The sequence below is a fragment of the Halomonas sp. CSM-2 genome, from assembly GCF_002119345.1.
GTDB classification, from domain to species: domain Bacteria; phylum Pseudomonadota; class Gammaproteobacteria; order Pseudomonadales; family Halomonadaceae; genus Vreelandella; species Vreelandella janggokensis.
The window spans coordinates 231,387-251,865 of sequence record NZ_NBYR01000002.1; the positions used below are offsets into that span (position 1 = coordinate 231,387).

18 protein-coding genes and 1 tRNA gene are annotated in these 20,479 nt (G+C 57.8%); 17 read left to right on the top strand and 2 right to left on the bottom strand.

What is annotated here, in order from left to right; genetic code table 11:
* Positions 1-239 precede the first annotated feature (239 nt).
* Positions 240-315, top strand: a tRNA-Ala gene (locus B7L15_RS02590).
* 81 nt (positions 316-396) lie between these two features.
* On the opposite strand, the gene argF is transcribed toward B7L15_RS02590, so the two are convergent.
* On the bottom strand, positions 397-1,317 hold the full coding sequence (gene argF / locus B7L15_RS02595) for an ornithine carbamoyltransferase (RefSeq protein WP_085917482.1): 921 nt from the start codon (positions 1,315-1,317) through the stop codon (positions 397-399).
* A gap of 222 nt (positions 1,318-1,539) precedes the next feature.
* Between argF and grxD the strand changes: the two genes are divergently transcribed.
* The 8 genes from grxD (at position 1,540) to B7L15_RS02635 (ending at position 7,368) form a co-directional block, all read left to right on the top strand.
* Positions 1,540-1,890: a Grx4 family monothiol glutaredoxin gene (gene grxD / locus B7L15_RS02600; RefSeq protein ID WP_085917483.1), complete on the top strand. Its 351-nt coding sequence runs from the start codon at positions 1,540-1,542 to the stop codon at positions 1,888-1,890.
* Between the two features lie 108 nt (positions 1,891-1,998).
* Positions 1,999-3,855: a DNA polymerase III subunit gamma/tau gene (dnaX, locus tag B7L15_RS02605; RefSeq protein ID WP_085917484.1), complete on the top strand. Its 1,857-nt coding sequence runs from the start codon at positions 1,999-2,001 to the stop codon at positions 3,853-3,855.
* 36 nt (positions 3,856-3,891) lie between these two features.
* A complete protein-coding gene (locus B7L15_RS02610) occupies positions 3,892-4,218 on the top strand; it encodes a YbaB/EbfC family nucleoid-associated protein (RefSeq protein ID WP_085917485.1) in 327 nt (108 codons plus the stop codon).
* A gap of 3 nt (positions 4,219-4,221) precedes the next feature.
* A complete protein-coding gene (recR, locus tag B7L15_RS02615; protein ID WP_085917527.1) occupies positions 4,222-4,827 on the top strand; it encodes a recombination mediator RecR in 606 nt (201 codons plus the stop codon).
* A gap of 49 nt (positions 4,828-4,876) precedes the next feature.
* The gene (gene rnd / locus B7L15_RS02620) at positions 4,877-6,010 is read left to right on the top strand and encodes a ribonuclease D (RefSeq protein WP_085917486.1); all 1,134 of its coding nucleotides are present in this window, start codon (positions 4,877-4,879) and stop codon (positions 6,008-6,010) included.
* Complete coding sequence (locus B7L15_RS02625) at positions 6,007-6,312, top strand: YcgL domain-containing protein (RefSeq protein ID WP_085917487.1); 306 nt, start codon at positions 6,007-6,009, stop codon at positions 6,310-6,312. The genes rnd and B7L15_RS02625 overlap by 4 nt, the downstream gene beginning before the upstream one ends.
* Positions 6,309-6,902 carry an acyl carrier protein phosphodiesterase gene (locus B7L15_RS02630; protein ID WP_085917488.1) on the top strand — a complete coding sequence of 198 codons (594 nt, stop codon included), beginning with the start codon at positions 6,309-6,311 and terminating at the stop codon, positions 6,900-6,902. The genes B7L15_RS02625 and B7L15_RS02630 overlap by 4 nt, the downstream gene beginning before the upstream one ends.
* Positions 6,903-6,912: 10 nt before the next feature.
* On the top strand, positions 6,913-7,368 hold the full coding sequence (locus tag B7L15_RS02635; protein ID WP_085917489.1) for a YcgN family cysteine cluster protein: 456 nt from the start codon (positions 6,913-6,915) through the stop codon (positions 7,366-7,368).
* 26 nt (positions 7,369-7,394) lie between these two features.
* Here the strand turns inward: B7L15_RS02635 and B7L15_RS02640 are convergent, their stop codons facing one another.
* A complete protein-coding gene (locus B7L15_RS02640; RefSeq protein ID WP_085917490.1) occupies positions 7,395-9,476 on the bottom strand; it encodes a S9 family peptidase in 2,082 nt (693 codons plus the stop codon).
* Between the two features lie 62 nt (positions 9,477-9,538).
* Between B7L15_RS02640 and B7L15_RS02645 the strand changes: the two genes are divergently transcribed.
* From B7L15_RS02645 to B7L15_RS02680, 8 genes are all read left to right on the top strand, one after another.
* The gene (locus tag B7L15_RS02645) at positions 9,539-9,964 is read left to right on the top strand and encodes a hypothetical protein (protein WP_085917491.1); all 426 of its coding nucleotides are present in this window, start codon (positions 9,539-9,541) and stop codon (positions 9,962-9,964) included.
* 19 nt (positions 9,965-9,983) lie between these two features.
* Positions 9,984-10,769: a class II glutamine amidotransferase gene (locus tag B7L15_RS02650; protein ID WP_085917492.1), complete on the top strand. Its 786-nt coding sequence runs from the start codon at positions 9,984-9,986 to the stop codon at positions 10,767-10,769.
* A 140-nt stretch (positions 10,770-10,909) separates the two neighbouring features.
* Positions 10,910-12,589: an AMP-binding protein gene (locus tag B7L15_RS02655; protein WP_085917493.1), complete on the top strand. Its 1,680-nt coding sequence runs from the start codon at positions 10,910-10,912 to the stop codon at positions 12,587-12,589.
* A gap of 196 nt (positions 12,590-12,785) precedes the next feature.
* On the top strand, positions 12,786-16,697 hold the full coding sequence (hrpA, locus tag B7L15_RS02660; protein WP_441316942.1) for an ATP-dependent RNA helicase HrpA: 3,912 nt from the start codon (positions 12,786-12,788) through the stop codon (positions 16,695-16,697).
* Positions 16,698-16,793: 96 nt separating this feature from the next.
* Positions 16,794-17,915 (top strand): beta-ketoacyl-ACP synthase III, encoded by a 1,122-nt coding sequence (locus B7L15_RS02665; protein ID WP_085917494.1) that lies wholly within the window; start codon positions 16,794-16,796, stop codon positions 17,913-17,915.
* A gap of 67 nt (positions 17,916-17,982) precedes the next feature.
* The gene (locus B7L15_RS02670) at positions 17,983-18,738 is read left to right on the top strand and encodes an MlaA family lipoprotein (protein ID WP_217807968.1); all 756 of its coding nucleotides are present in this window, start codon (positions 17,983-17,985) and stop codon (positions 18,736-18,738) included.
* Positions 18,739-18,746: 8 nt separating this feature from the next.
* Positions 18,747-19,937: a PP2C family protein-serine/threonine phosphatase gene (locus B7L15_RS02675; RefSeq protein ID WP_085917496.1), complete on the top strand. Its 1,191-nt coding sequence runs from the start codon at positions 18,747-18,749 to the stop codon at positions 19,935-19,937.
* Positions 19,927-20,442, top strand: a complete 516-nt coding sequence (locus B7L15_RS02680) for an STAS domain-containing protein (protein ID WP_085917497.1) — start codon at positions 19,927-19,929, stop codon at positions 20,440-20,442. Before B7L15_RS02675 ends, B7L15_RS02680 begins: the two co-directional genes overlap by 11 nt.
* The last annotated feature ends 37 nt before the right edge of the window (positions 20,443-20,479 follow it).

Genomic DNA, 20,479 nt, shown 5'->3' on the forward strand with positions numbered 1-20,479 from the left:
CAAGCTCCTGCATTGAAGGGTCACATTTTGCATGCGGTGGATTCCAGAAGCTGGGTCGTTGTCGCTTGCGCCCATTAGTCGTTAAAAAGCAGGCTAACTATACGATGTGACCCTGTTATGTCCTATAGAGTGCCACAGCTGTTAGTAAAGGAGAATTAGTAAGCGGTGAAATGCGTAAAACCTTGACCAACGGCAATTGGCATCGTAGTATGCGCCTCGCTGCTGCAATGACAGCTTGTGGGGCCTTAGCTCAGCTGGGAGAGCGCAACACTGGCAGTGTTGAGGTCAGCGGTTCGATCCCGCTAGGCTCCACCATGAATATCCTAAAAACGCCCTATCGGCTCACCGATGGGGCGTTTTTTTTGGGCCTGTCGCAGGATGACAATAACCGAGCCGCTAAGAACTCACCTTGCCAAGTAGCAAGAACTCGATCAGCGCCTTCTGAGCATGGAGACGATTACCCGCTTCCTGCCAAACCACGGCGCGTGGGTCATCAAGTAGCGTGTGGCTGATTTCCTCGCCACGATGAGCGGGCAGGCAGTGCAAAAACAGTGCGTCAGGCTTGGCTTTATCAAGTAACGCCTCGGTGACCTGGAAGCCTGCGAAATCCGCTTCGCGCTTGGCCTGTTCTTCTTCTTGCCCCATGGAGGCCCAGACATCCGTGGTGATCAGGTCGGCGCCGTCGGCGGCGGCTTGCGGGTCGTGCAGGAGCGTCACCTGATCGCCAGCAGCTGCCATGATGTCGGCTCGTGGTTCGTACCCCTTGGGGCAGCAAATACGCAGGTGAAAGTCGAACTGGCGCGCGGCGTTGATCCAGGAGTGGCACATGTTATTACCATCACCAACCCATACCGCCGTCCGTCCCTTGACACTGCCGCGAAGCTCGGTCCAGGTCATGACATCGGCGAGCAGCTGGCAGGGGTGGTAGTCATCGCTCAGCGCGTTGATGACCGGTACGCTGCTGGCGTTGGCGTAGGTTTCCAGGCCAGCGTGAGAAAAGGTGCGAATCATTACGGCATCGACCATTTCAGCAAGCACGCGGGCGGTGTCCTCAATGGGTTCGCCGCGACCCAACTGCGTATCACGGGGAGAGAGAAACAGGGCGTGGCCGCCGAATTGCGCCATGGCCGTCTCGAACGAAACGCGTGTACGAGTCGATGATTTCTCGAAGATCATCGCCAGCGTGCGGTTAGGCAACGGCGTGTAGCGTGGCCCTTGCGCCTTCAGGTTGCTCTTGATCGTGATGGCACGCTGAATCAAATAGTTCAGTTCGTCGGGCGTTAAGTCCAGTAACGTCAGAAAATGGCGTGTCGCCATGAAGGTAGTCTCCGCGCAAAAACCCTATCCTAGCGATGCCCTGGGGGATGCGCAACGTGGTTGGCACGCGTAGAATGGCAGGCACCGCATAAGGTTGAGTAGTATGCTCGGGTATTAAAGTGCCATGCCTCAAGCATGCTGCATTATCCATCAATCGCCTTGAGGCTACCCGGCGGTGCGCCGTCGAATCGACCATCGAGGCCCATCTCTATAGGAGACTGTATGAGCACCACAGCCGACAATATTCAGCGTCAAATCAGTGAAAACCCGATCCTGATTTACATGAAAGGCACGCCTCAGCTGCCGCAATGTGGCTTCTCAGCCCAAACCGTGCAGGCACTGATGAGCTGTGGCGAGCGCTTTGCGTTCGTCAACGTGCTGGATAACCCGGATATTCGTGCCGAGCTGCCGAAAATTGCCAACTGGCCGACATTCCCGCAGCTGTGGGTTGAAGGTGAGCTGGTCGGTGGCTGCGATATCGTGATCGAGATGCATCAGAACGGCGAGCTGGAAACGCTGGTTAAAGAAGCAGGGCAGCGCGCCGCTGCCAATGAAAGCGGTGACAGTGCCTAACGGGTTTGCCTGGCCCGTTGGGTAGACGGTTGGCGGGTCGTGGCGCAGTCGCTAGAATAACGTTTTATCTTGGCTCTGAAGCCACACCGCCCAAGGATGTCATGCTCAATGAGCTATCAGGTTCTGGCCCGTAAATGGCGGCCGCGTACTTTTCACGAGCTTGTGGGCCAGGCCCATGTGCAGCGTGCCTTGGTCAATGCCCTTGACCAGGGCCGCCTGCACCATGCGTACCTTTTTACCGGTACGAGGGGCGTGGGCAAGACCACGCTGGCACGAATACTGGCCAAATGCCTGAATTGCACCGCCAATGGTCGCGGCGATGAAGGGGTTACCTCAACCCCCTGTGGGCAGTGCGATAGCTGCCAGGCCATCGATGAAGGGCGTTTTGTCGACTTGATCGAGGTGGATGCCGCCTCGCGCACCAAGGTCGAAGACACCCGTGAACTGCTCGACAACGTTCAATACGCCCCGACCCAAGGGCGCTATAAGGTGTACCTCATTGATGAGGTGCATATGCTCTCGACAAGCAGTTTCAACGCGCTGCTGAAAACCCTTGAAGAGCCTCCCCCTCACGTCAAGTTCCTGCTGGCGACCACCGATCCGCAAAAGCTTCCCGCGACGGTGCTCTCGCGCTGCCTGCAATTCACGCTCAAGCACATGCCGCCGGAACGCGTGGTGACGCACCTGACGCATATACTGAACAGTGAAGGCGTCGCCTTTGACGAGAGTGCGCTTTGGCTGTTGGGTAAAGCGGCTGATGGCTCCATGCGCGATGCCATGAGTCTGACTGATCAGGCGATTGCCTTTGGTCAGGGTGCCGTCAGGCACGCGGATGTGGCGGCGATGCTGGGCACCCTGGACCACCGCCATGTGATTGCGCTGATAGAAGCCTTGGCAGAGGTTGACGTCGCCCGCTTGCTGGCGGAAGTCGGCCAGCTGGCTGAGCAAAGCCCTGATTTTGCCGCAGTGCTGGATGATGTTACCGGCGTGTTGCACCGCTTGGCCGTGGCGCAGATGGTGCCCGATGCGGTGGATAACAGCCACGGCGACCGGGACGTCATCCTGCAATTGGCATCGCGTTTCAGCGCCGAGGATATTCAGCTGTATTATCAAATCGGTATTCAGGGGCGTGGCGATATGCAACACGCCCCCGATTTGCGCAGTGCGCTGGAAATGACGCTGCTGAGAATGCTGGCATTCCGCCCACAGGGGGTGCCCAAACCGCCGACTACCAAACTGCCGCTTCAGCCTGAAGCGCCAGTCCAGCCCGAAGCGCCTGAAGAGGCGCCTGCCGGGGAGCGGTCAGAAGCAAAGCCAGAGGATTCGCCGCCTCCGGCTCCGGCGTCGGTCAACGATGAAGAGGCGTCAGTAGCGCCCCCTTGGGCGCTTGACGCCTCTCAAGATGAGCCAACGCTGACCTCAGAGCCAGAGCCAGAGCCAGAGCCAGAGCCAGAGCCAGAGCCAGAGCCAGAGCCAGAGCCAGAGCCAGAGCCAGAGCCAGAGCCAGAGCCAGAGCCAGAGCCAGAGCCGTCTACGCAAGCCAGTGCTTCCAAGCCCACGGGCGAGTACTGGGATCATGCGCAATGGCTTGAGCAGTTCGATGCCCTTGGGCTGGGTGGTCTGACCCGTAACCTGGCCGCCCATTGTCAGTTGGTCAATGACCACGGGCACACCTTGACGCTGCGGTTAGCGCCTAGCCAGTCGGCGATGCAAGCCGAGGTTCACCAGACGCGCATCGAGAAGGCGCTGGCTGAGCTGGGAGTAAAGCGCCGAGTGGTGTTTCATGTGGAAGCCCTTGCCGAGGCTCTGGAAACCCCTCGGCAACGCGAAGTGCGTTGTCAGGCTGAGCGTCACGCTCAGGCGGTTGATGTATTGCAGCGCGACCCCCATGTAGTAGAGTTAATTCAGGCTTTCGGCGCACAGCTTGTCGAAACCAGTGTCAAACCTGTTGAAGCGTCGCGCTAACGCTGTGCGATCCACTGATGATTGGAGAGTCTTACCATGATGAAAGGCGGCATGGGCAACTTGATGAAACAAGCCCAAGAGATGCAGGAAAAAATGCAGCGTGCCCAGGAAGAAGTGGCCGAGGCAGAAGTATTGGGCGAAGCCGGGGCCGGCATGGTCAAGGTGACCATGAATGGCCGTCATGACGTGATTTCGGTCGATATCGACCAGAGCGTCATGCAGGAAGACAAAGAACTGCTGGAAGATCTTCTGGCCGCTGCCGTCAACGATGCAGTGCGCAAAGTCGAGGTCAGTTCGAAAGCCAAAATGGAAGAAGCCACTGCCGGGCTCGACCTGCCCCCCGGCTTCAAAATGCCATTTTAAATGATGCGGTTTTCTCCGCTAGTCGAGCAACTGATGGAGGCTTTTCGCGTCTTGCCGGGCGTGGGGCCCAAAACAGCACAGCGAATGGCCATGCACCTGCTGGAAAGGGACCGCCCCGGCGGCCAGAAACTGGCGTCCACCATCCAGCAGGCGATTGACGAAGTTGGCTACTGTCGGCGTTGTCGAACGCTGACAGAAGCCGATATTTGCGCGTTGTGTGAAAGCCCGCGACGTCATGATCACCTGCTATGCGTGGTGGAATCACCTGCCGATCAATTGGCGATTGAAGAAGCCGGTGGTTTTCAGGGTCGCTATTTCGTCCTTCACGGCCACCTGTCGCCGCTGGATGGTATTGGACCTGATGCCATCGGTCTGGATGTGCTTGAAGCTCGTGTCGCGGAAGGTCAAATCAGCGAAGTGGTGCTTGCCACCAACCCCACGGTGGAGGGCGAAGCCACCGCACACTACATTGCTGCCTTGCTGGCGAATCATGGTGTGACGCTATCGCGGCTCGCCTACGGTGTCCCCATGGGCGGTGAGCTGGAGTACGTAGACGGCGGCACGCTTAGCCGAGCGTTCAACGGCCGTCAGCCGTTCAGTAGTGAATAACTTATCTTAAGCAAGCGCTCAGGCGGTTGTGTGAACAGGGAATAGACTTTTGTCCTCATTTCAACCCGCTGACATCAGCTGGATTGCCTCGCCGCAGGCCCTTGATGACGCCTGCCAGCAGGTGGCCGATGCCCCTGTCATTGCGTTGGATACGGAGTTTTTCCGCGAGAAAACGTTTTTTCCCATCCCGGCGCTAATCCAGTTCAGTGCGTGTGAGCATGCGTTTCTGATCGATCCGCTGGCAACGCCTTGTACCGATGCCTTTCGAGCATTGCTGCAGAACCAAGCAATCAAGCTGCTGCATGCCTGCAGTGAAGACCTGGAAGTGTTTCAAATCTGGGCAGGTGTCTTGCCAAGCCCGTTGATCGATACCCAGGTGGCACAGGGGTTTCTGGGTGAAAATCCCAGTATGGGATACCAGAAGCTGGTTGAGGCCTGGGTGGGTAGAACCCTGCCCAAGGAAGAAACCCGCTCCAACTGGCTGGAACGACCATTGTCCTCCGCGCAGTGTGAATATGCCGCTCTGGACGTTATTTACCTGCTCGATGTATGGGCAAAACAGCGTGAGCAGCTTGAGCACCTTGACCGGTTTGCCTGGCTGGAGAGCGACTGCCGCCAACTGATCGACCAGGCAGGCCGCAGTGATGACAACGACACACAGTGGTACACCCGGCAACGCCAGCTATGGCGACTTACCGCCCCTCAGCTGAAAGCGTATCAGTTGATGACCACCTGGCGGGAAGGCGAGACCCGTCGTCGCGACATACCGCGCAACTGGTTGATAAGCGATAAACACTTGATGGCCATCGCCGAGGCGATGCCCGCCAATCGCTATGAACTGGCCCGTGTTGAAGGTATGACACCACCGCTGGTCAAGAAGGAGGGTGATGCTCTGCTGGGATTCGTCAAGCAGGCCCAGCATACGCCCAGCGAAGTATTGCCCACGCCCTGGCCGGATCCGATGCAGCCAGCTTTCAAGCATCGGTTCAAGGCGTTAAAGAAAGTGGTTAAAGGCCACGCTGATGAACTGGGACTTGCGCCTGAGGTTTTGCTGCGCCGCCGTGATCTCGAGGCGTTGGTCATGCAATCGCTGGCGGGGACACCGTTAACCCTTCCCACCGGTTGGCGAGGTGAGCGGCTGAATGATGATCTGACGAAGGCGTTGGAGGCGCAAGCTGAGTGAGCGATAAACTGTTGTGTGAGATTTTCAAAAGCTCGCGTAAAGAGGAGATGTATCTTTACGTTGATAAGCGTCAGGGACTCACGCATGTCCCCGAACCGCTACTGACGTCGTTTGGCAAACCCCAGGCGTTGCTCACCATGATCTTGACCGCTGATAAAAAGCTGGCGCGTGCCAGTGCTGCAGACATCATCGAGGCGATTGATTCCCAAGGTTTTTATCTGCAGATGCCGCCTGGCAATGAAACGAACTTGTTGACCGAGCACTTGGCCCAGCAGCGTTCCGGCAACCCGTCAGGCGAATGAATTTTCTGGCCCACGCCTGGCTTGCCCGCGACGGCAGTGATGACTTTCTCTACGGCAACCTGATTGCCGATGGCGTAAAAGGTCGCGATCTGGCCGCCTGGCCTGATGATACGGCACTGGGGATCCGTCACCACCGCCGTGTGGATGCCTGGGTGGATGGGCATCCATGCGTCAAGGCGGCGTTACGTCGGTCGCCTCCCGCTCAGCGACGCTTTATGGGTATTGCATTGGATATTGTCTGGGACCACTTTCTCTCCCTTGAGTCCCATGCCGACGACTCGCAGCCGGTATTGATCGAGCGGTGCTATCGACTGCTGAATGAGCGTTCCGCGCCTGACCGTCTGGCCCCCATGGTGGAGCCCTTGATCTCCCACGACTGGCTGCGCCGCTATGCCGATTTTGATTTTACCTGCCAGGCCATTGCCGGCGTTGGCAGGCGGCTTTCGGGACCCAATCGGCTGGCGGAGCTTGTCCCATGGCTGCACGAGGATTACGCTCGATTGAAGAGCGATTTTGATGAACTCTGGCCCGCGCTTTTTGATGCGCTAGGTACCGAGCGTCGTTTCCCAACGCATACGAGTAGCAAGTGAAGGTGATCCAATGACAGGCGCGTTACGTGAGCGCTTTTGGGAGCGTTATACGCTGGAAGAATTGACCACGCCCGAGTGGGAGGCACTCTGTGACGGCTGCGGGCAGTGCTGTCTGTTGAAGCTGCACGATGAGGAGAGCCAGGAGCTGGCCGTGCTCAATGTGGCCTGTCGGCTGCTGGATACCCACAGTTGCCAATGCAGCGATTACGAAAATCGTTTTGATTTCGTCCCCGACTGCACTCAGCTAACCCCCGAACTGGTGAAAGAATTCACCTGGCTGCCGTCAACCTGTGGCTACCGGCGCGTCGCCGAAGGGCGAAAGCTGGCTGGCTGGCATCCGTTACTCAGCAACGATGCCGAGCGAGTCCATCGCAAAGGGGTGAGCGTGAGAAGCTATGCGGTTTCGCAAGATGATGTTCCCGAAAACCAGTTGGAATCCCACATCATCGCCGTATTACCCATGTAACATGCCTTCCTTGGCATCGCTGTGTCTTAATCTATCAAACCCAGTGCCCAGAGGATAAAGGCATCCTGGCGAGCGGCGTCCCGGCACGCCTTGAAACGACCGGAGGCGCCACCGTGACCGCTGCTCATGTCAGTGTGTAGCAATACCGGGGCGTCGCCTTGCTGGAGTTGACTGACGCGCGCATAGAATTTGGCCGGCTCCCAGTAGCTAACCCGGGTATCAAACCAGCTGCCTTCGAGCCAAAGCGCCGGGTAGCGCTGTGCCGTCACATTATCGATGGGCGAATAATGGCGGATGCGCTCGGCCACCTGCGGGTCGGCCGGATTGCCCCATTCGCTGTATTCGGCGGTGGTCAGCGGCAGTGCCGGATTCTGCATGGTGCGCAGCACGTCCAGAAACGGCACCTCGAGGACACCGGCGCAAAACGACTCAGGGGCTCGGTTGAGGCAGGTGCCGACAAGCAGGCCGCCCGCGCTTGCGCCACAGGCGACAACTCGCTGGGGATCGCTCAAGCCTTGTGCCACCAGTGCATCGCGGGCGGCTAGAAAATCGTCAAAGCTGTGTTCCTTGTGGGCCATTTTGCCGTCCAAATACCAGGGTTCGCCGCGTTCGCCGCCTCCTCGCACGTGGGCCACGGCAAAGGCGACACCCCGTTCGAGTAGTTCCAGGCGGGCAATGGAAAACCATGGGTCAAGCGGTTCACCGTATGCGCCATAGCCATATAGCAGAGTGGGCAGCGGCTGGTTGGCCAGGTCGCGGCGAGTGACAACCGAGACGGGCACACGCTGGCCGTCGGCACTGGTCGCCCATACCCGCTGACTGACGAGCTGCTCGGGTGCCAGGCTGCCATATACCGGCACGCGTTTGAGCAGCGTGCGCTCCCCGGTGATCAGGTCCAGGGCATACCAGCTCGGCGGACGGGTAAACGATTCCTCCCTTAGGCGCAGCTCTTGGGTGTCAAAGTGGGGCGCGTCCTCAAGCAACTGTGAGCAAAGCAACTCGGGTTGGGCGAGGTAGTCGTCCCGGGTGATCTGCTGGTGTGGATTAATGTCCAGACGACGCAGTCTCACCTGTGCTTGATCATGATCGCGTTCAGCCAGTATCAGCCCCCAGGCGAAAGCATCAACCCCCTCCAGGGTCGCATCTTCCCGCGCCGGGACGAGGGGCTGCCAAGCAGGCAGGTCGCTATCCAGTTCATCGACGGGCAAAACATCAAGTTGGAAGTGGGTGCTGGCCTGGTTATGCAGTCGATAAAACACGCCGGGACGATGGTCTATCGTATACTCAACGCCTGGTTGGCGAGGCTGGAGGCAGCGTGGGGGATGGGTTGGCGTTCGGGCTGGCACCAGATGGACTTCACTGGTGTCCTTGGAGGCGCTTTCAAGCACCAGCCACTCCCGCGAACGGGTTTTGCCCATGCCCAGCCAAAATTCGGGGTCGTCCTCGCGCAGCAATAACGTCGCTGTCTGTGAGTGTGGTGTCTGGTCAAGGCTGATCGGCAGGCACCAAATGCTGTCCGGACGTTGAGTGTCGTCGAAGCGGGTAAACAATAGCGATGCATTGCCAGCGGTCTGGTCTTCTGCCCAGCAGATGCCGGGGCCGATGTCGCTGAGCAACTGGACCGGTTGGCCGTCAGGCAGACGTTTCAGCCACAGGGTAAAACGCTCGTCCCCCTGAGTGTCGTCGGTCCAGGCCAGCCATGCTTCATCAGGTGACAGCGCCATGTCGCCCATTTCGTAGAATGGCTGCCCGGCGGCAAGGTCGGGCACTGCTAGAATGCAGTCTGGGGCATCGGGCTGGCCGTTAGGGTGACGCCACCAGCGGGGGTATTCCTCGTCGGCCGCTGTCTCGCTCCAGAACGTAAAGTGGTCGAGTGTTGTCTGAAGACTGGTAACTGCGAGTTCCCGCCGGCGCAGGTGGCTTTCATAAAGCGCATCGGCAAGCGGTTCCAGCGGTTTGAACCATTCGGCATGCTGTTGGTTTGCCGCGGTTAAAAAGCGGCTGACATCAGCGCAGTCACGTTGCTCTAGCCAGTGCCATTGTGGGTCATCCGCGCGAAAATAGGCGCTGACCGGGTGGTCGTTGTTCAAAGCTGGCTGTGCTTTCATAAATTGATAGGTACCATAACGGGAAATCTACGGTGGGTGAATGCACCCTCATGAGGAGTATTATGCTGTTTGCTGATTCAATGTCACTGTTGTGGTTAAGTTATTACGGTCTGTCGCTGGTCGTGTTCGTGGCCGTTTATTTTGCGTTCGCCTTTTTGCCCAGGCTGCCACGCCTGTTGCTGACATGGTGCATTGGCGGCGCGATGTGGGCGCCTGCGCCATTCCGGCTACCCCTGGTTGAAGAGGGTGAGTTTTACACGGGTTGGGCGCCTTCCGCCATGGTCGCCGCTGTGGGATTTTTAGAGAGCAACGGTGGCGCCCTGCGTAATGGCCTGCTGTGCTTACTGCTTGGCATGGCAATCGGTGGTGTTGTGGGGGTCGCGTTGTGGTGGCGCGGGCGTAACAAGTTCGTGGATGAGCCTGCTGTCGAGGAAAAAGAGCCCAGCGACCCCGAAGAAACGCGCCGCCGTGAACCGGTCATCGGCTAAGCCACACAGGAGCGCGTCGATGTGTGAGCTGCTGGGAATGAGCGCCAATGTGCCCACCGATATCTGTTTCAGCTTCGCGGGGTTTCTGCACCGGGGTGGGGGAACAGGGCCACACCGCGACGGGTGGGGCATTGCCTTCTATGAAGAAGGGGGCTACCGGGAGTTTCGCGACCCCCATCCGTCGGTAGACTCGCCCATCGCACGACTGATCTGCGATTACCCGATCAAATCCAATGTCGTGATCAGTCATATCCGTCAGGCCAACGTCGGTGAGGTCACCTTGGCCAATACCCATCCGTTTACCCGTGAAATGTGGGGGCGGCCCTGGTGCTATGCCCATAATGGTCAATTGAACGACTGGGAGCCTTTGCCGCTGGGCTTTTACACCCCGGTGGGCAGTACGGACAGCGAGCATGCTTTCTGCTGGCTGATGAGCGAGTTAAGGCGTGCCTTTCCAACCCCGCCAGGAGAGCAGGCGCCACTTTGGCAAACGCTCCATGGTTTATGCGAGCGGCTGCGAACGCTGGGTGTTTTTAATCTGCTCCTCTCTGACGGAACGTACCTCTATACCTACTGTTCAACTAAGCTTGCTCATATTACCCGTGCTGCGCCCTTTGGCGAGGCTGAACTGTCCGACGCCGAACTAACGGTCAATTTTGCCGAACATACCACGCCCAACGATATCGTGTCGGTGATTGCGACCGAACCCTTGACCCACAATGAACAGTGGTACCGCATGCAACCAGGGGAGCTACTGGTATGGCGTGATGGATGCATTCAGGCGCGTTATTCGAGCCAGGCCTGATGCGAGGTTAGGGCTAAAGTTGAAACGTAAGTTTCAATCGATCGTTTTACAGTGGTAGGCCAGTCGTATATCGTTGCGTTTTCGCGACTCGACAACAACAAGGTCGGTGACGACATCGACATGGAAACTGGAGATTGCCCATGAGCGAACAAGCTGATGCCCCTATTCTGCGTGGCCCCGCGCTTGAGGGTTTAGAGCGGTACGGTGCGGTTACCGACGTTTTCCACTCGGCGGTTGAACGTTTCAAGGACAAGTCGGCGTTCAGCTGCATGGGAAAAACGCTCAGCTTCGCTGACCTTGACAGACTGTCGGCCAATTTTGCTGCCTGGTTACAGCATGAAACCGACCTGGTGCCGGGTGACCGAATCGCCATTCAATTACCCAACGTGCTGCAGTTCCCCGTTGCGGTATTTGGCGCGCTGCGCGCGGGCCTGGTAGTAGTGAACACTAATCCGCTCTATACCGAGCGCGAAATGGCCCACCAGTTCAAGGATGCCAACGCCAAGGCGATCGTGATTCTGGCCAACATGGCGGACAAGCTTGAACGTGTTCTCGATAAAACCGAGATCAAGCATGTGGTGGTGACCGAGCTTGCCGACCTGCACGACTTCCCCAAGCGGTTGCTGATCAACAGCGTGGTCAAGTACGTCAAGAAAATGGTCCCTCGCTATTCGTTGCCCCAGGCGGTGACATTTCGCGACGCATTGAATAAAGGGCAGGCCTTGAGTCACCGCGAGATCACTCGCGAGCAGGAAGATCTGGCCGCACTGCAATACACTGGCGGAACCACCGGCATGCCCAAAGGGGCGATGCTGACCCACCGTAACCTCGTCGCCAATATGCTGCAGGCTCGAGAAGCCATCGGTGGCAATCTGACCGACGGCAACGAGCTGGTGATTGCCCCCTTGCCCGTTTATCACATCTATACGTTTACTGTTAACTGCCTGTTTTTAATGGAAACTGGTAACCACTCGGTGCTGATTACCAATCCTCGTGACCTTGATGGTTTTATCAAGACCTTGAAAGGTATGCCGTTTACTGCCTTCATTGGTCTCAATACGCTGTTCAATGCGTTGTGCAACCGGGATGATTTCAAGCAGCTTGATTTTTCCAACCTGCATTTGACCATTTCCGGGGGCATGGCCCTGACGAAAGCTTCGGCGAAGCGTTGGGAGGAGGTCACCGGATGCCCGATCTCGGAAGGCTATGGACTGACCGAAACCTCGCCGATTGTCAGCTTCAATCCTTCGGATGCCATCCAGCTGGGCACCATCGGCAAACCGGTGGCAGGCACTGCGGTCAAAGTGGTGAATGCCGACGGTCAGGATCAGCCGCTGGGTGAGCCAGGCGAGCTGTGTGTCCAGGGGCCACAGGTCATGAAGGGTTATTGGCAACGCGAAGAGGAAACCCGTAACTCTATTGACGATGAGGGTTGGTTCTACACCGGTGATATTGCCGTGCTTCAGGAGGATGGCTACATCCGTATCGTGGATCGCAAGAAAGACATGATCCTGGTATCCGGGTTTAATGTTTACCCTAACGAGGTGGAAGACGTGGTCGCCGGGCATCCCGATATCGTAGAGTCAGCCGCGGTTGGGGTTGCCGATGAGGTGGCCGGTGAGGCGATCAAGCTGTTTGTAGTCAGCAAAAACCCCGAGCTGGATGCCGAAACGCTGCGTCGTTGGTGCAAGAGTGAGCTTACCGGCTACAAAGTGCCCAAGTACATCGAGTTTCGCGATGAGTTGCCCAAAACCAATGTGGGTAAAGTACTGCGCCGTCAGCTACGCGATGAAGATAGCCAAAAAGCTGCTTCGTCATAGGCAGCGCGACTTATGCGCTTGCCTGGCGAACGCGTTACAATGATCTGCCCGCTCAGTTGAGCGGGCAGACTTTTTTATAAGTGCCACCCTTTAAGTGCCCATAGGACCTGGATATATCGTGACCAACGACACGCCGCTCGCAACGACCTCTGATGCACAACGCCTCAAGACGCTTAAGTCCGCCGTGAACAACACGATGCGACGCGATGCCCAGCGTTTCGAGCGGCGGTTGGCCGGTTTGTCGCGTCGCCTGCAGGAGGGTAAGCCGATCGACCGGGGGTTGAACGAGCTGGAACCCGAGATGGCGCGTGCGCAGCAGGTGCTTCGTCAGCGAGATAACCAGTCGTTTGACTGGAACTATCCGCCCGAATTGCCGGTGGTTGAACGCCGTGAGGATATTCTCGCGGCGCTTCGCGACCATCAGGTGGTCGTCGTCGCGGGGGAAACCGGGTCGGGTAAAACCACCCAGTTACCCAAAATGTGCCTGGAGCTAGGGCGTGGCCGGCGTGGCCTGATAGGCCACACTCAGCCGCGTCGGCTTGCCGCACGCAGTGTGGCCACCCGGCTTGCCGAGGAATTGGCGGTGCCGCTTGGCGAGCAGGTGGGGTATCAGGTCCGGTTTACCGATCAGAGTAACGAGAACACCCTGGTCAAACTGATGACCGACGGGATTCTGCTGGCGGAAACCCAGCACGATCCGCTGCTACTGCGCTACGACACCATCATTATCGATGAGGCCCACGAACGCAGCCTCAACATCGATTTTCTGTTGGGCTATCTGAAACGTCTGCTGCCCAAACGCCCGGATCTGTCGATTATTATCACCTCGGCCACCATTGATGTAGCGCGATTTGCCGCCCATTTTGGCAATGCGCAGCGCCCTGCGCCGACGGTCGAAGTCTCCGGTCGGGCCTATCCGGTGGAGGTGCATTACCGGCCCTTGGTGCGCGACGGCGAGGACGAAGAGGACCGCACGCTGCAAGAGGGCATTCTCCACGCGGTCGAGGAAATCGAGGGGTTGGAACGTGAAAAGGGCTGGCAGCATGGCCCCCGCGATGTGCTGGTGTTCCTGCCCGGCGAGCGGGAAATTCGTGAAACGGCTGACACCCTGCGCCGGGCTGATTTGCGTGACTGTGAAGTTCTGCCGCTGTACGCGCGGCTTTCCAACGCCGAGCAGAACCGGGTGTTCGCGCCCCATCGGGGTCGACGGATCGTGCTGGCGACCAACGTCGCCGAAACCTCGCTGACCGTCCCGGGTATCCGCTATGTGATCGACCCAGGGCTGGTGCGTATCAGTCGTTATAGCTACCGGTCGAAAATCCAGCGCTTGCCGGTCGAACCGGTGAGCCAGGCAAGCGCCAACCAGCGCATGGGGCGCTGCGGGCGGATTGCCGAAGGCGTGTGTATCCGTCTATACGATGAGGACGATTTCCTGGCCCGCCCGGCGTTTACCGACCCCGAGATCCAGCGCACCAATCTTGCCTCGGTGATTTTATCCATGCTGGCCCTCAAGCTGGGCGATATTGAGGACTTTCCGTTTGTCGACCCGCCCGATAGTCGCTTTGTCAAAGACGGCTTCCGGCTGCTCTTTGAGCTTGGGGCTGTCGACGAGCGCCAGCGGCTCACGGCGCTGGGTCGCAAGCTCGCCCGGTTGCCGATAGACCCCCGGCTGGCGCGTATGGTGCTGGCGGGTAAAGAGCAGGGCAGCCTGCGCGATGTGTTGGTCGTGGTCTCTGCATTGGCGATTCAGGACCCTCGCGACCGTCCGGCCGACAAACGCCAGTCCGCCGATCAGGCCCACCAGCGCTGGCACGATCCCGACTCGGACTTCGTGGCGCTGTTGAACCTTTGGCACGGCATCGACAATGCCCGCGAAGCACTGTCAGGCAATCAGTTGCGCCGCTGGTGCCGGGACCACTACATCAATTACCTGCGCGTACGCGAGTGGCACGATACCTTCCGCCAGTTGCGTCAGCTGCTGCGTGATATGGATATCGACGTGCCGGCGCCGACGCCCGCCCCGGCGGATGAAAACGAAGAGCAGGCGCGACAGGCAAGGCGTAAAACCTCCGGTCCGCTACACAAGGCCCTGCTGACCGGGTTACTGTCCAACCTGGGTACGCTGCTGGAAAATCGCGAGTATTTAGGTGCGCGTAACCGTAAGTTCATGATTCATCCAGGCTCAGGGTTGGCCAAAAAAACGCCCAAATGGTTGATGGCCTTCGAGCTGGTGGAAACCTCCAAACTGTTTGCGCGCACCGTGGCAAAGATTGACCCCCAATGGATTGAGCCACTGGCGTCACATCTGGTGAAGCGCAGCTACAGCGAGCCTCATTGGGAAATGAAGCGTGCCCAGGTAGTGGCGTTCGAGCAGGTGACCCTGTTTGGTTTGCCCATCGTGACCCGGCGCCGTGTGCATTACGGCCCGATTGCCCCGGTCGAGTCGCGGGAGCTGTTCATTCGTCGTGGGCTGGTAGAAGGCGAGTTTCACACCAAAGGCGAGTTTTTTGCTCACAACCGGGCGCTGATTGAAGAAGTTGAATCACTGGAAGATCGTGCCCGTCGTCGTGACATACTGGTCGACGAAGACACCTTGTTTGAGTTTTACGACGAGCGGCTTCCCAGCGACATCGTTAACGGCAAAGGCTTTGAGCACTGGCGCAAGCAGGCCGAAAAGCAGGATCCGTCGCTGCTCAAGTTCGATATGGAAGCGCTCAAGGCCCGCGACGCCGAAGACGTTACCCAGGCGCAGTACCCTGATCATCTGACCCTTTCGGGGGTTGCCTATCCGTTGAGCTATCATTTTGATCCCGACGCGGAGGACGATGGCGTCACGCTGACCGTCCCCGCAGCGATGCTGCCACAACTGCCGGAGCATGCCCTGGAGTGGCTGGTGCCAGGCTTGCTGCGCGAAAAATGCATTGCCTTGATGAAAGCCCTGCCCAAGAGCATTCGCCGTCAGGTGGTCCCCATTCCCGACTGGGTTGATGCAGCACTGGAAACACTGGTGCCGGATGAGCGGCCCTTGACCGAGGCGCTGGGCGAGTTCATTCGCCAGCGCACAGGGACGCGTGTACACCCGGACGATTGGCGTTTTGATACCTTGCCGGCTCACCTGATGATGAATATCCGGGTGGTGGATCATGATGGCAAGACGCTGGGGCAGGGCCGCTCGGTGCGGTCGCTGGAAGCGGAGTTTGAAGCAGCGGCGAAGGCCGGCGCTCAGGCACTGTCCGAGCAGGTAAGCGAGGCACCGGATTTATCAGGGTTACCTGAGGAGCCCCTGCCAGATTCCCGCGTGACCACTCAGGCGGGTATTCGAGTGGAAGCTTACCCGGCATTGGTTAACGAGGCCGATACGTTTAAGGTAATGCTTTTTGACCATGCGGCAAAAGCCCAGGCGGCCCACCAAATGGGCGTGGCGCGTTTGGCGATGCAGCAATCCCCTGCCCAGGTCAAGATGATCAAGGCGCTGCCTGCGCTGGAAAAATGCGCGTTGCTGTTCACCAACGTGGGCAGCAAGCAGGCCCTGATCGACGATGTGTTAGTAGCGGTGTTTACCCAGACGGTGGCGCAATCGCCTATGCCGCGCTCGGCAGCCGAGCTGAACGAACGCCTGGCAGCGGTCAAGGGCGACCTGGTGCCTCACGCCGAGCAATTGCTGGGCCAGGTGGAAGCGGCTCTGAAAGGCCACTTGGCGGTCAGCAAGGTGTTAAAAGGCAAGCTGAACTTCGCACTGGCACTTGTCTATAGTGATGTGAAAGCACAAATGCAGCGTCTTGTTTACCCTGGCTTTATCACCCAGGCAGGGGAGTGGCTGTCAGAGTACCCGCGCTACACCGAGGCAGCATTGATTCGGCTTGAAAAAGCAGCCCGCGAACGGGGGCGCGATCAAATGCTGATGCAGGACGTTCAGGCGATGGAGGAAAAATTCGATGCACGTCGCGAAAACGAGCGCCGTGGGCGCGTGGAGGATCCATCACTCGTCGAGTTTGGCTGGTGGTTGCAGGAACTTCGCGTATCGTTGTTTGCCCAGCAGTTAGGAACACGAATGCCCGTTTCGGTGAAGCGACTGGAAAAACGTTGGCAAGAGATAATTAGCGTTTAGACGCGGGCTGGAAAAATGTGTGTGAAACGCACACAGTGATGATATTGGCGGCGGTTTAAGCTACCTGGCGCAAGCAGCCGTGAAAAGGAGATGTACATGACACATGTGGTGATAACCGGTACGGGGCTTTATACACCGGAACACGCCATTGATAATGCGTCGTTGGTTGCCGCATTCAACGCCTGGGTGGATCAGGAAAATACTCGCCATGCAGAAGCCATTGAGCAGGGGGAACGGGAACCGCTCGCTCATTCAAGTAGTGAGTTCATTGAAAAAGCGTCGGGCATCAAAAGTCGCTACGTATTGGATGCCGGCGGTATTCTTGACCCGGCGCGTATGCGTCCCAAACTGCCCCAGCGGCAAAACGACGAGCCTTCTATCCAATGTGACATGGCGCTTAGTGCTGCCCGTGAGGCATTAGCCAGTGCCCAGGTGGATGCTAGCGATATTGAGCTTGTGATTGTTGCCTGCTCCAACCTGGAGCGCGCCTACCCAGCTGTGGCGGTTGAACTTCAGCACGCGCTTGGCGCGGGTGGCTATGGTTTCGATATGAATGTGGCCTGCAGTTCGGCGACCTTCGCGATTGAAACCGCCGCGAACGCCATTGCATCGGGTAGCGTGAAGCGTGCGTTGATCGTGAATCCTGAAATATGCTCCGCACACCTCAATTTTACTGACCGCGACAGCCACTTTATTTTTGGTGATGCGTGTACCGCGATGGTGCTGGAAGACGCTGCGTGTGCGTCCGCCGACGAAGCCTACGAGATTCTGGGGACTCGGTTGGCGACGGCATATTCCAATGCCATCCGTAATAATGCCGGATTTTTGAATCGCGTCACCGATAGTGATCCGCTGGCGGAAGATAAACTGTTCGTTCAGGAAGGGCGCCGCGTTTTCCGCGAGGTATGCCCCATGGTGGCGTCAATGATCGCGCAGCATCTGGCATCGCTGGAGTTACAGGGAAGCGATTTGAAGCGCCTCTGGCTGCATCAGGCAAACCGCCACATGAACGATATGATTGCGCGCAAAGTGCTCGGTTACGACCCCAGTGAGGAACAGGCGCCGATCATTCTTGACCGCTACGCGAATACCAGCTCAGCAGGGTCGATCATTGCGTTTCATTTACACCGTGAATCGTTGGAGGCGGGTGACATTGGTGTTATCTGCTCTTTCGGTGCGGGGTATAGTGCGGGCAGTGTGGTTGTCAGGCGCCAATGAGTCGCTTGCAGATACAAAATGCAAAACAGAGGAACGCAGTATGCCTAGGGTAGGGACATTTCATTTGATGCAGCGATGTCTATGGGGGGTCGCCTTGGCCTCGACGATAGCGCTTGGTGGTTGTGCCAGCACCGGCTCAACCGGTTCGGAAACCTCGCAAGCGTCTAGTCCGGATGACCCCTGGGAAGGCTTTAACCGTAAAGTGTTTGTCTTCAATGATGTGCTTGATCGCTATGCGTTGAAGCCGGTTGCCACGGGATACCGCACGATCACCCCCGATCCGTTACAGCAGGGGGTAGGTAATTTTTTCAGCAACTTGGGTGAGATTCCCACGACGCTCAATAGCCTTTTACAGGGCAAGCCAGCCAACGCCGGGCGCTCGACCTCGCGCTTTTTGGTCAACTCGACCATGGGGCTGGGTGGGCTATTCGATATTGCGTCACTGATGCCCATTGAAGCCGATGAAGAAGACTTTGGCCAAACCCTGGCGACATGGGGGTGGGAAGACTCACGCTATCTGGTGCTGCCGCTGCTCGGGCCCAGCACGCTGCGTGACACATCCGGATTGCCTGCCGATATGGCAGCCTACCCGGTCACTTACGTTGATGATGACGCGGTGCGAGCGGGCCTGACGGCACTGAATATCGTTGATACACGAGCCGGTCTGTTGGATCAGGAAGAATTGATCCAGGGCGATCGCTACCGGTTTATTCGGGACGCCTACCTCCAGCGTCGTCAATTTGAAATTAGCGATGGCGAACTCGGGGATGATCCGTTTTCTGCCGATGACTTTGAATTTGATGATGCCGACTTCGCCGACTGAGGCTTGCCATGGCGCATAAGCAGCTGATTGCGGTGATCGATGAACCCGGTTCAGAGCGCGATGCGCTTGCCGAGGCGATTACCTGCGATGGTATGTGGGTATATGCAGCGGACAATATTGCGCATCTACCGGACGAAACCGCTCTGATTGTGGCCCATGCCCGGGCGGTTCCCCGTCAGCAGTGGTCGCAGTTGACCCATCAACTGCCCACGCTGGTAGTGAGCGACTCGCGCCAGGATGCCGACTTGATCAAAGCGGTGGACGTTGGGCTGGTCGACTACATTGTCCACCCATTGAGACACGCTGAACTCCTTCGGCGCATGATCCGCAAGGCGATCGAACTGGACGTGCTTGAAAAAGCCCGTGCCAGGGATCACGAGCGATTGGCCGAGCTGAACGAAAGTCTGGAAACCCATCTGGCATTGCTGCGTATGGACCAGCAGAGCGGGGGGCATATTCAACGTCGCCTGCTACCGCCGCGCCCCAAGGTCATCAACGGTGTTTATTATGACTACTGGTTCGCGCCATCGCTTTATTTGTCCGGGGATTTTCTCGACTACCAGCGCTACAATTCGCGCTACAGTGCCTTTTACTTTGCTGATGTATCAGGCCATGGGGCGTCCTCGGCATTTGTCACGGTATTGTTAAAGTATCTCTGCAATCGCTGGCTAGGGGAGTGGGATGGTATTGAGCCAGACAAACTGCCCAGTCAATGGCTGGCGGCGATGAATCGAGAGTTACAGGGTACTGATATTGGTAAGCACGCCACATTATTTGTTGGCGTTATTGACCATGAGGCGCATACTCTTCACTATTCGCTCGGAGCACAGCTGCCGATGCCCCTATTGGTTTCGGGTGATCAACTGACGCGGTTGCCAGGTGAAGGGATGCCGGTAGGGCTGTTTCCTGATGTGGATTACCCCGTTCTCAGTTGTGAACTGCCGGAGGATTTTCGGCTATGGCTGTGCTCGGATGGCGTATTGGAGTGCTTGCCGGGTGATTCGCTCGACACGCGGCTCAGGGAGCTTGAGCAACTCGTAAGCGTGAGTACCACGCTTGAACAGCTTTGTGATCGACTGACCAACAACAACGCGCTATTAAGCAAACAGCGTGCTGGTGATGAGGACAGCCCTGATCGTGATGCTTTGCCCGACGACCTGACAATCATGATGGTGAGCGGATTTGGTCATGCTGACTGAAGAAGGTCGCATAAAAGCGGCGTTCGACTCTGGTGTTTTTGTTTTAAAATTGTGTGGCGATGTACGCTTGACACTGTGTGCCACCCTGGATACTCAGGCTCAGCGCTTGGCTGAGACGCCAGGGTTGAGCGCTGTAATGATCGATCTGCGTGAAGCGACAAACGTTGACTCCACGGCGCTTGGTTTTCTTGCCAAGGTGTCCATGGCGGTGAAAGGGCGCCTGGAACAGCCCCCGACGATCATCGTGGATAATCAGGACGTTCGCCAAATGCTTGATGTCATGGGGTTTGCGCGTTTTTTCACCTTGATGGAAGCCCCCCTTCAGCCTACGGCTGGCTTGAATAGTGCGTTAGAAGAATTGCCTGAAGTCCCGGCAGATGAGGAAGGCCTGCGTGAGCGGATCCTGGAAGCTCACCGTATTCTTATGCGCATGAACGAGCACAACCGCGAACAGTTTCAGCCGTTGGTGGAAATGCTCGAATCCCAAGAGACGCCCCACCACTGACGCGTCCGCACGCTGGCCTCAGACGATTTTTCCCCCT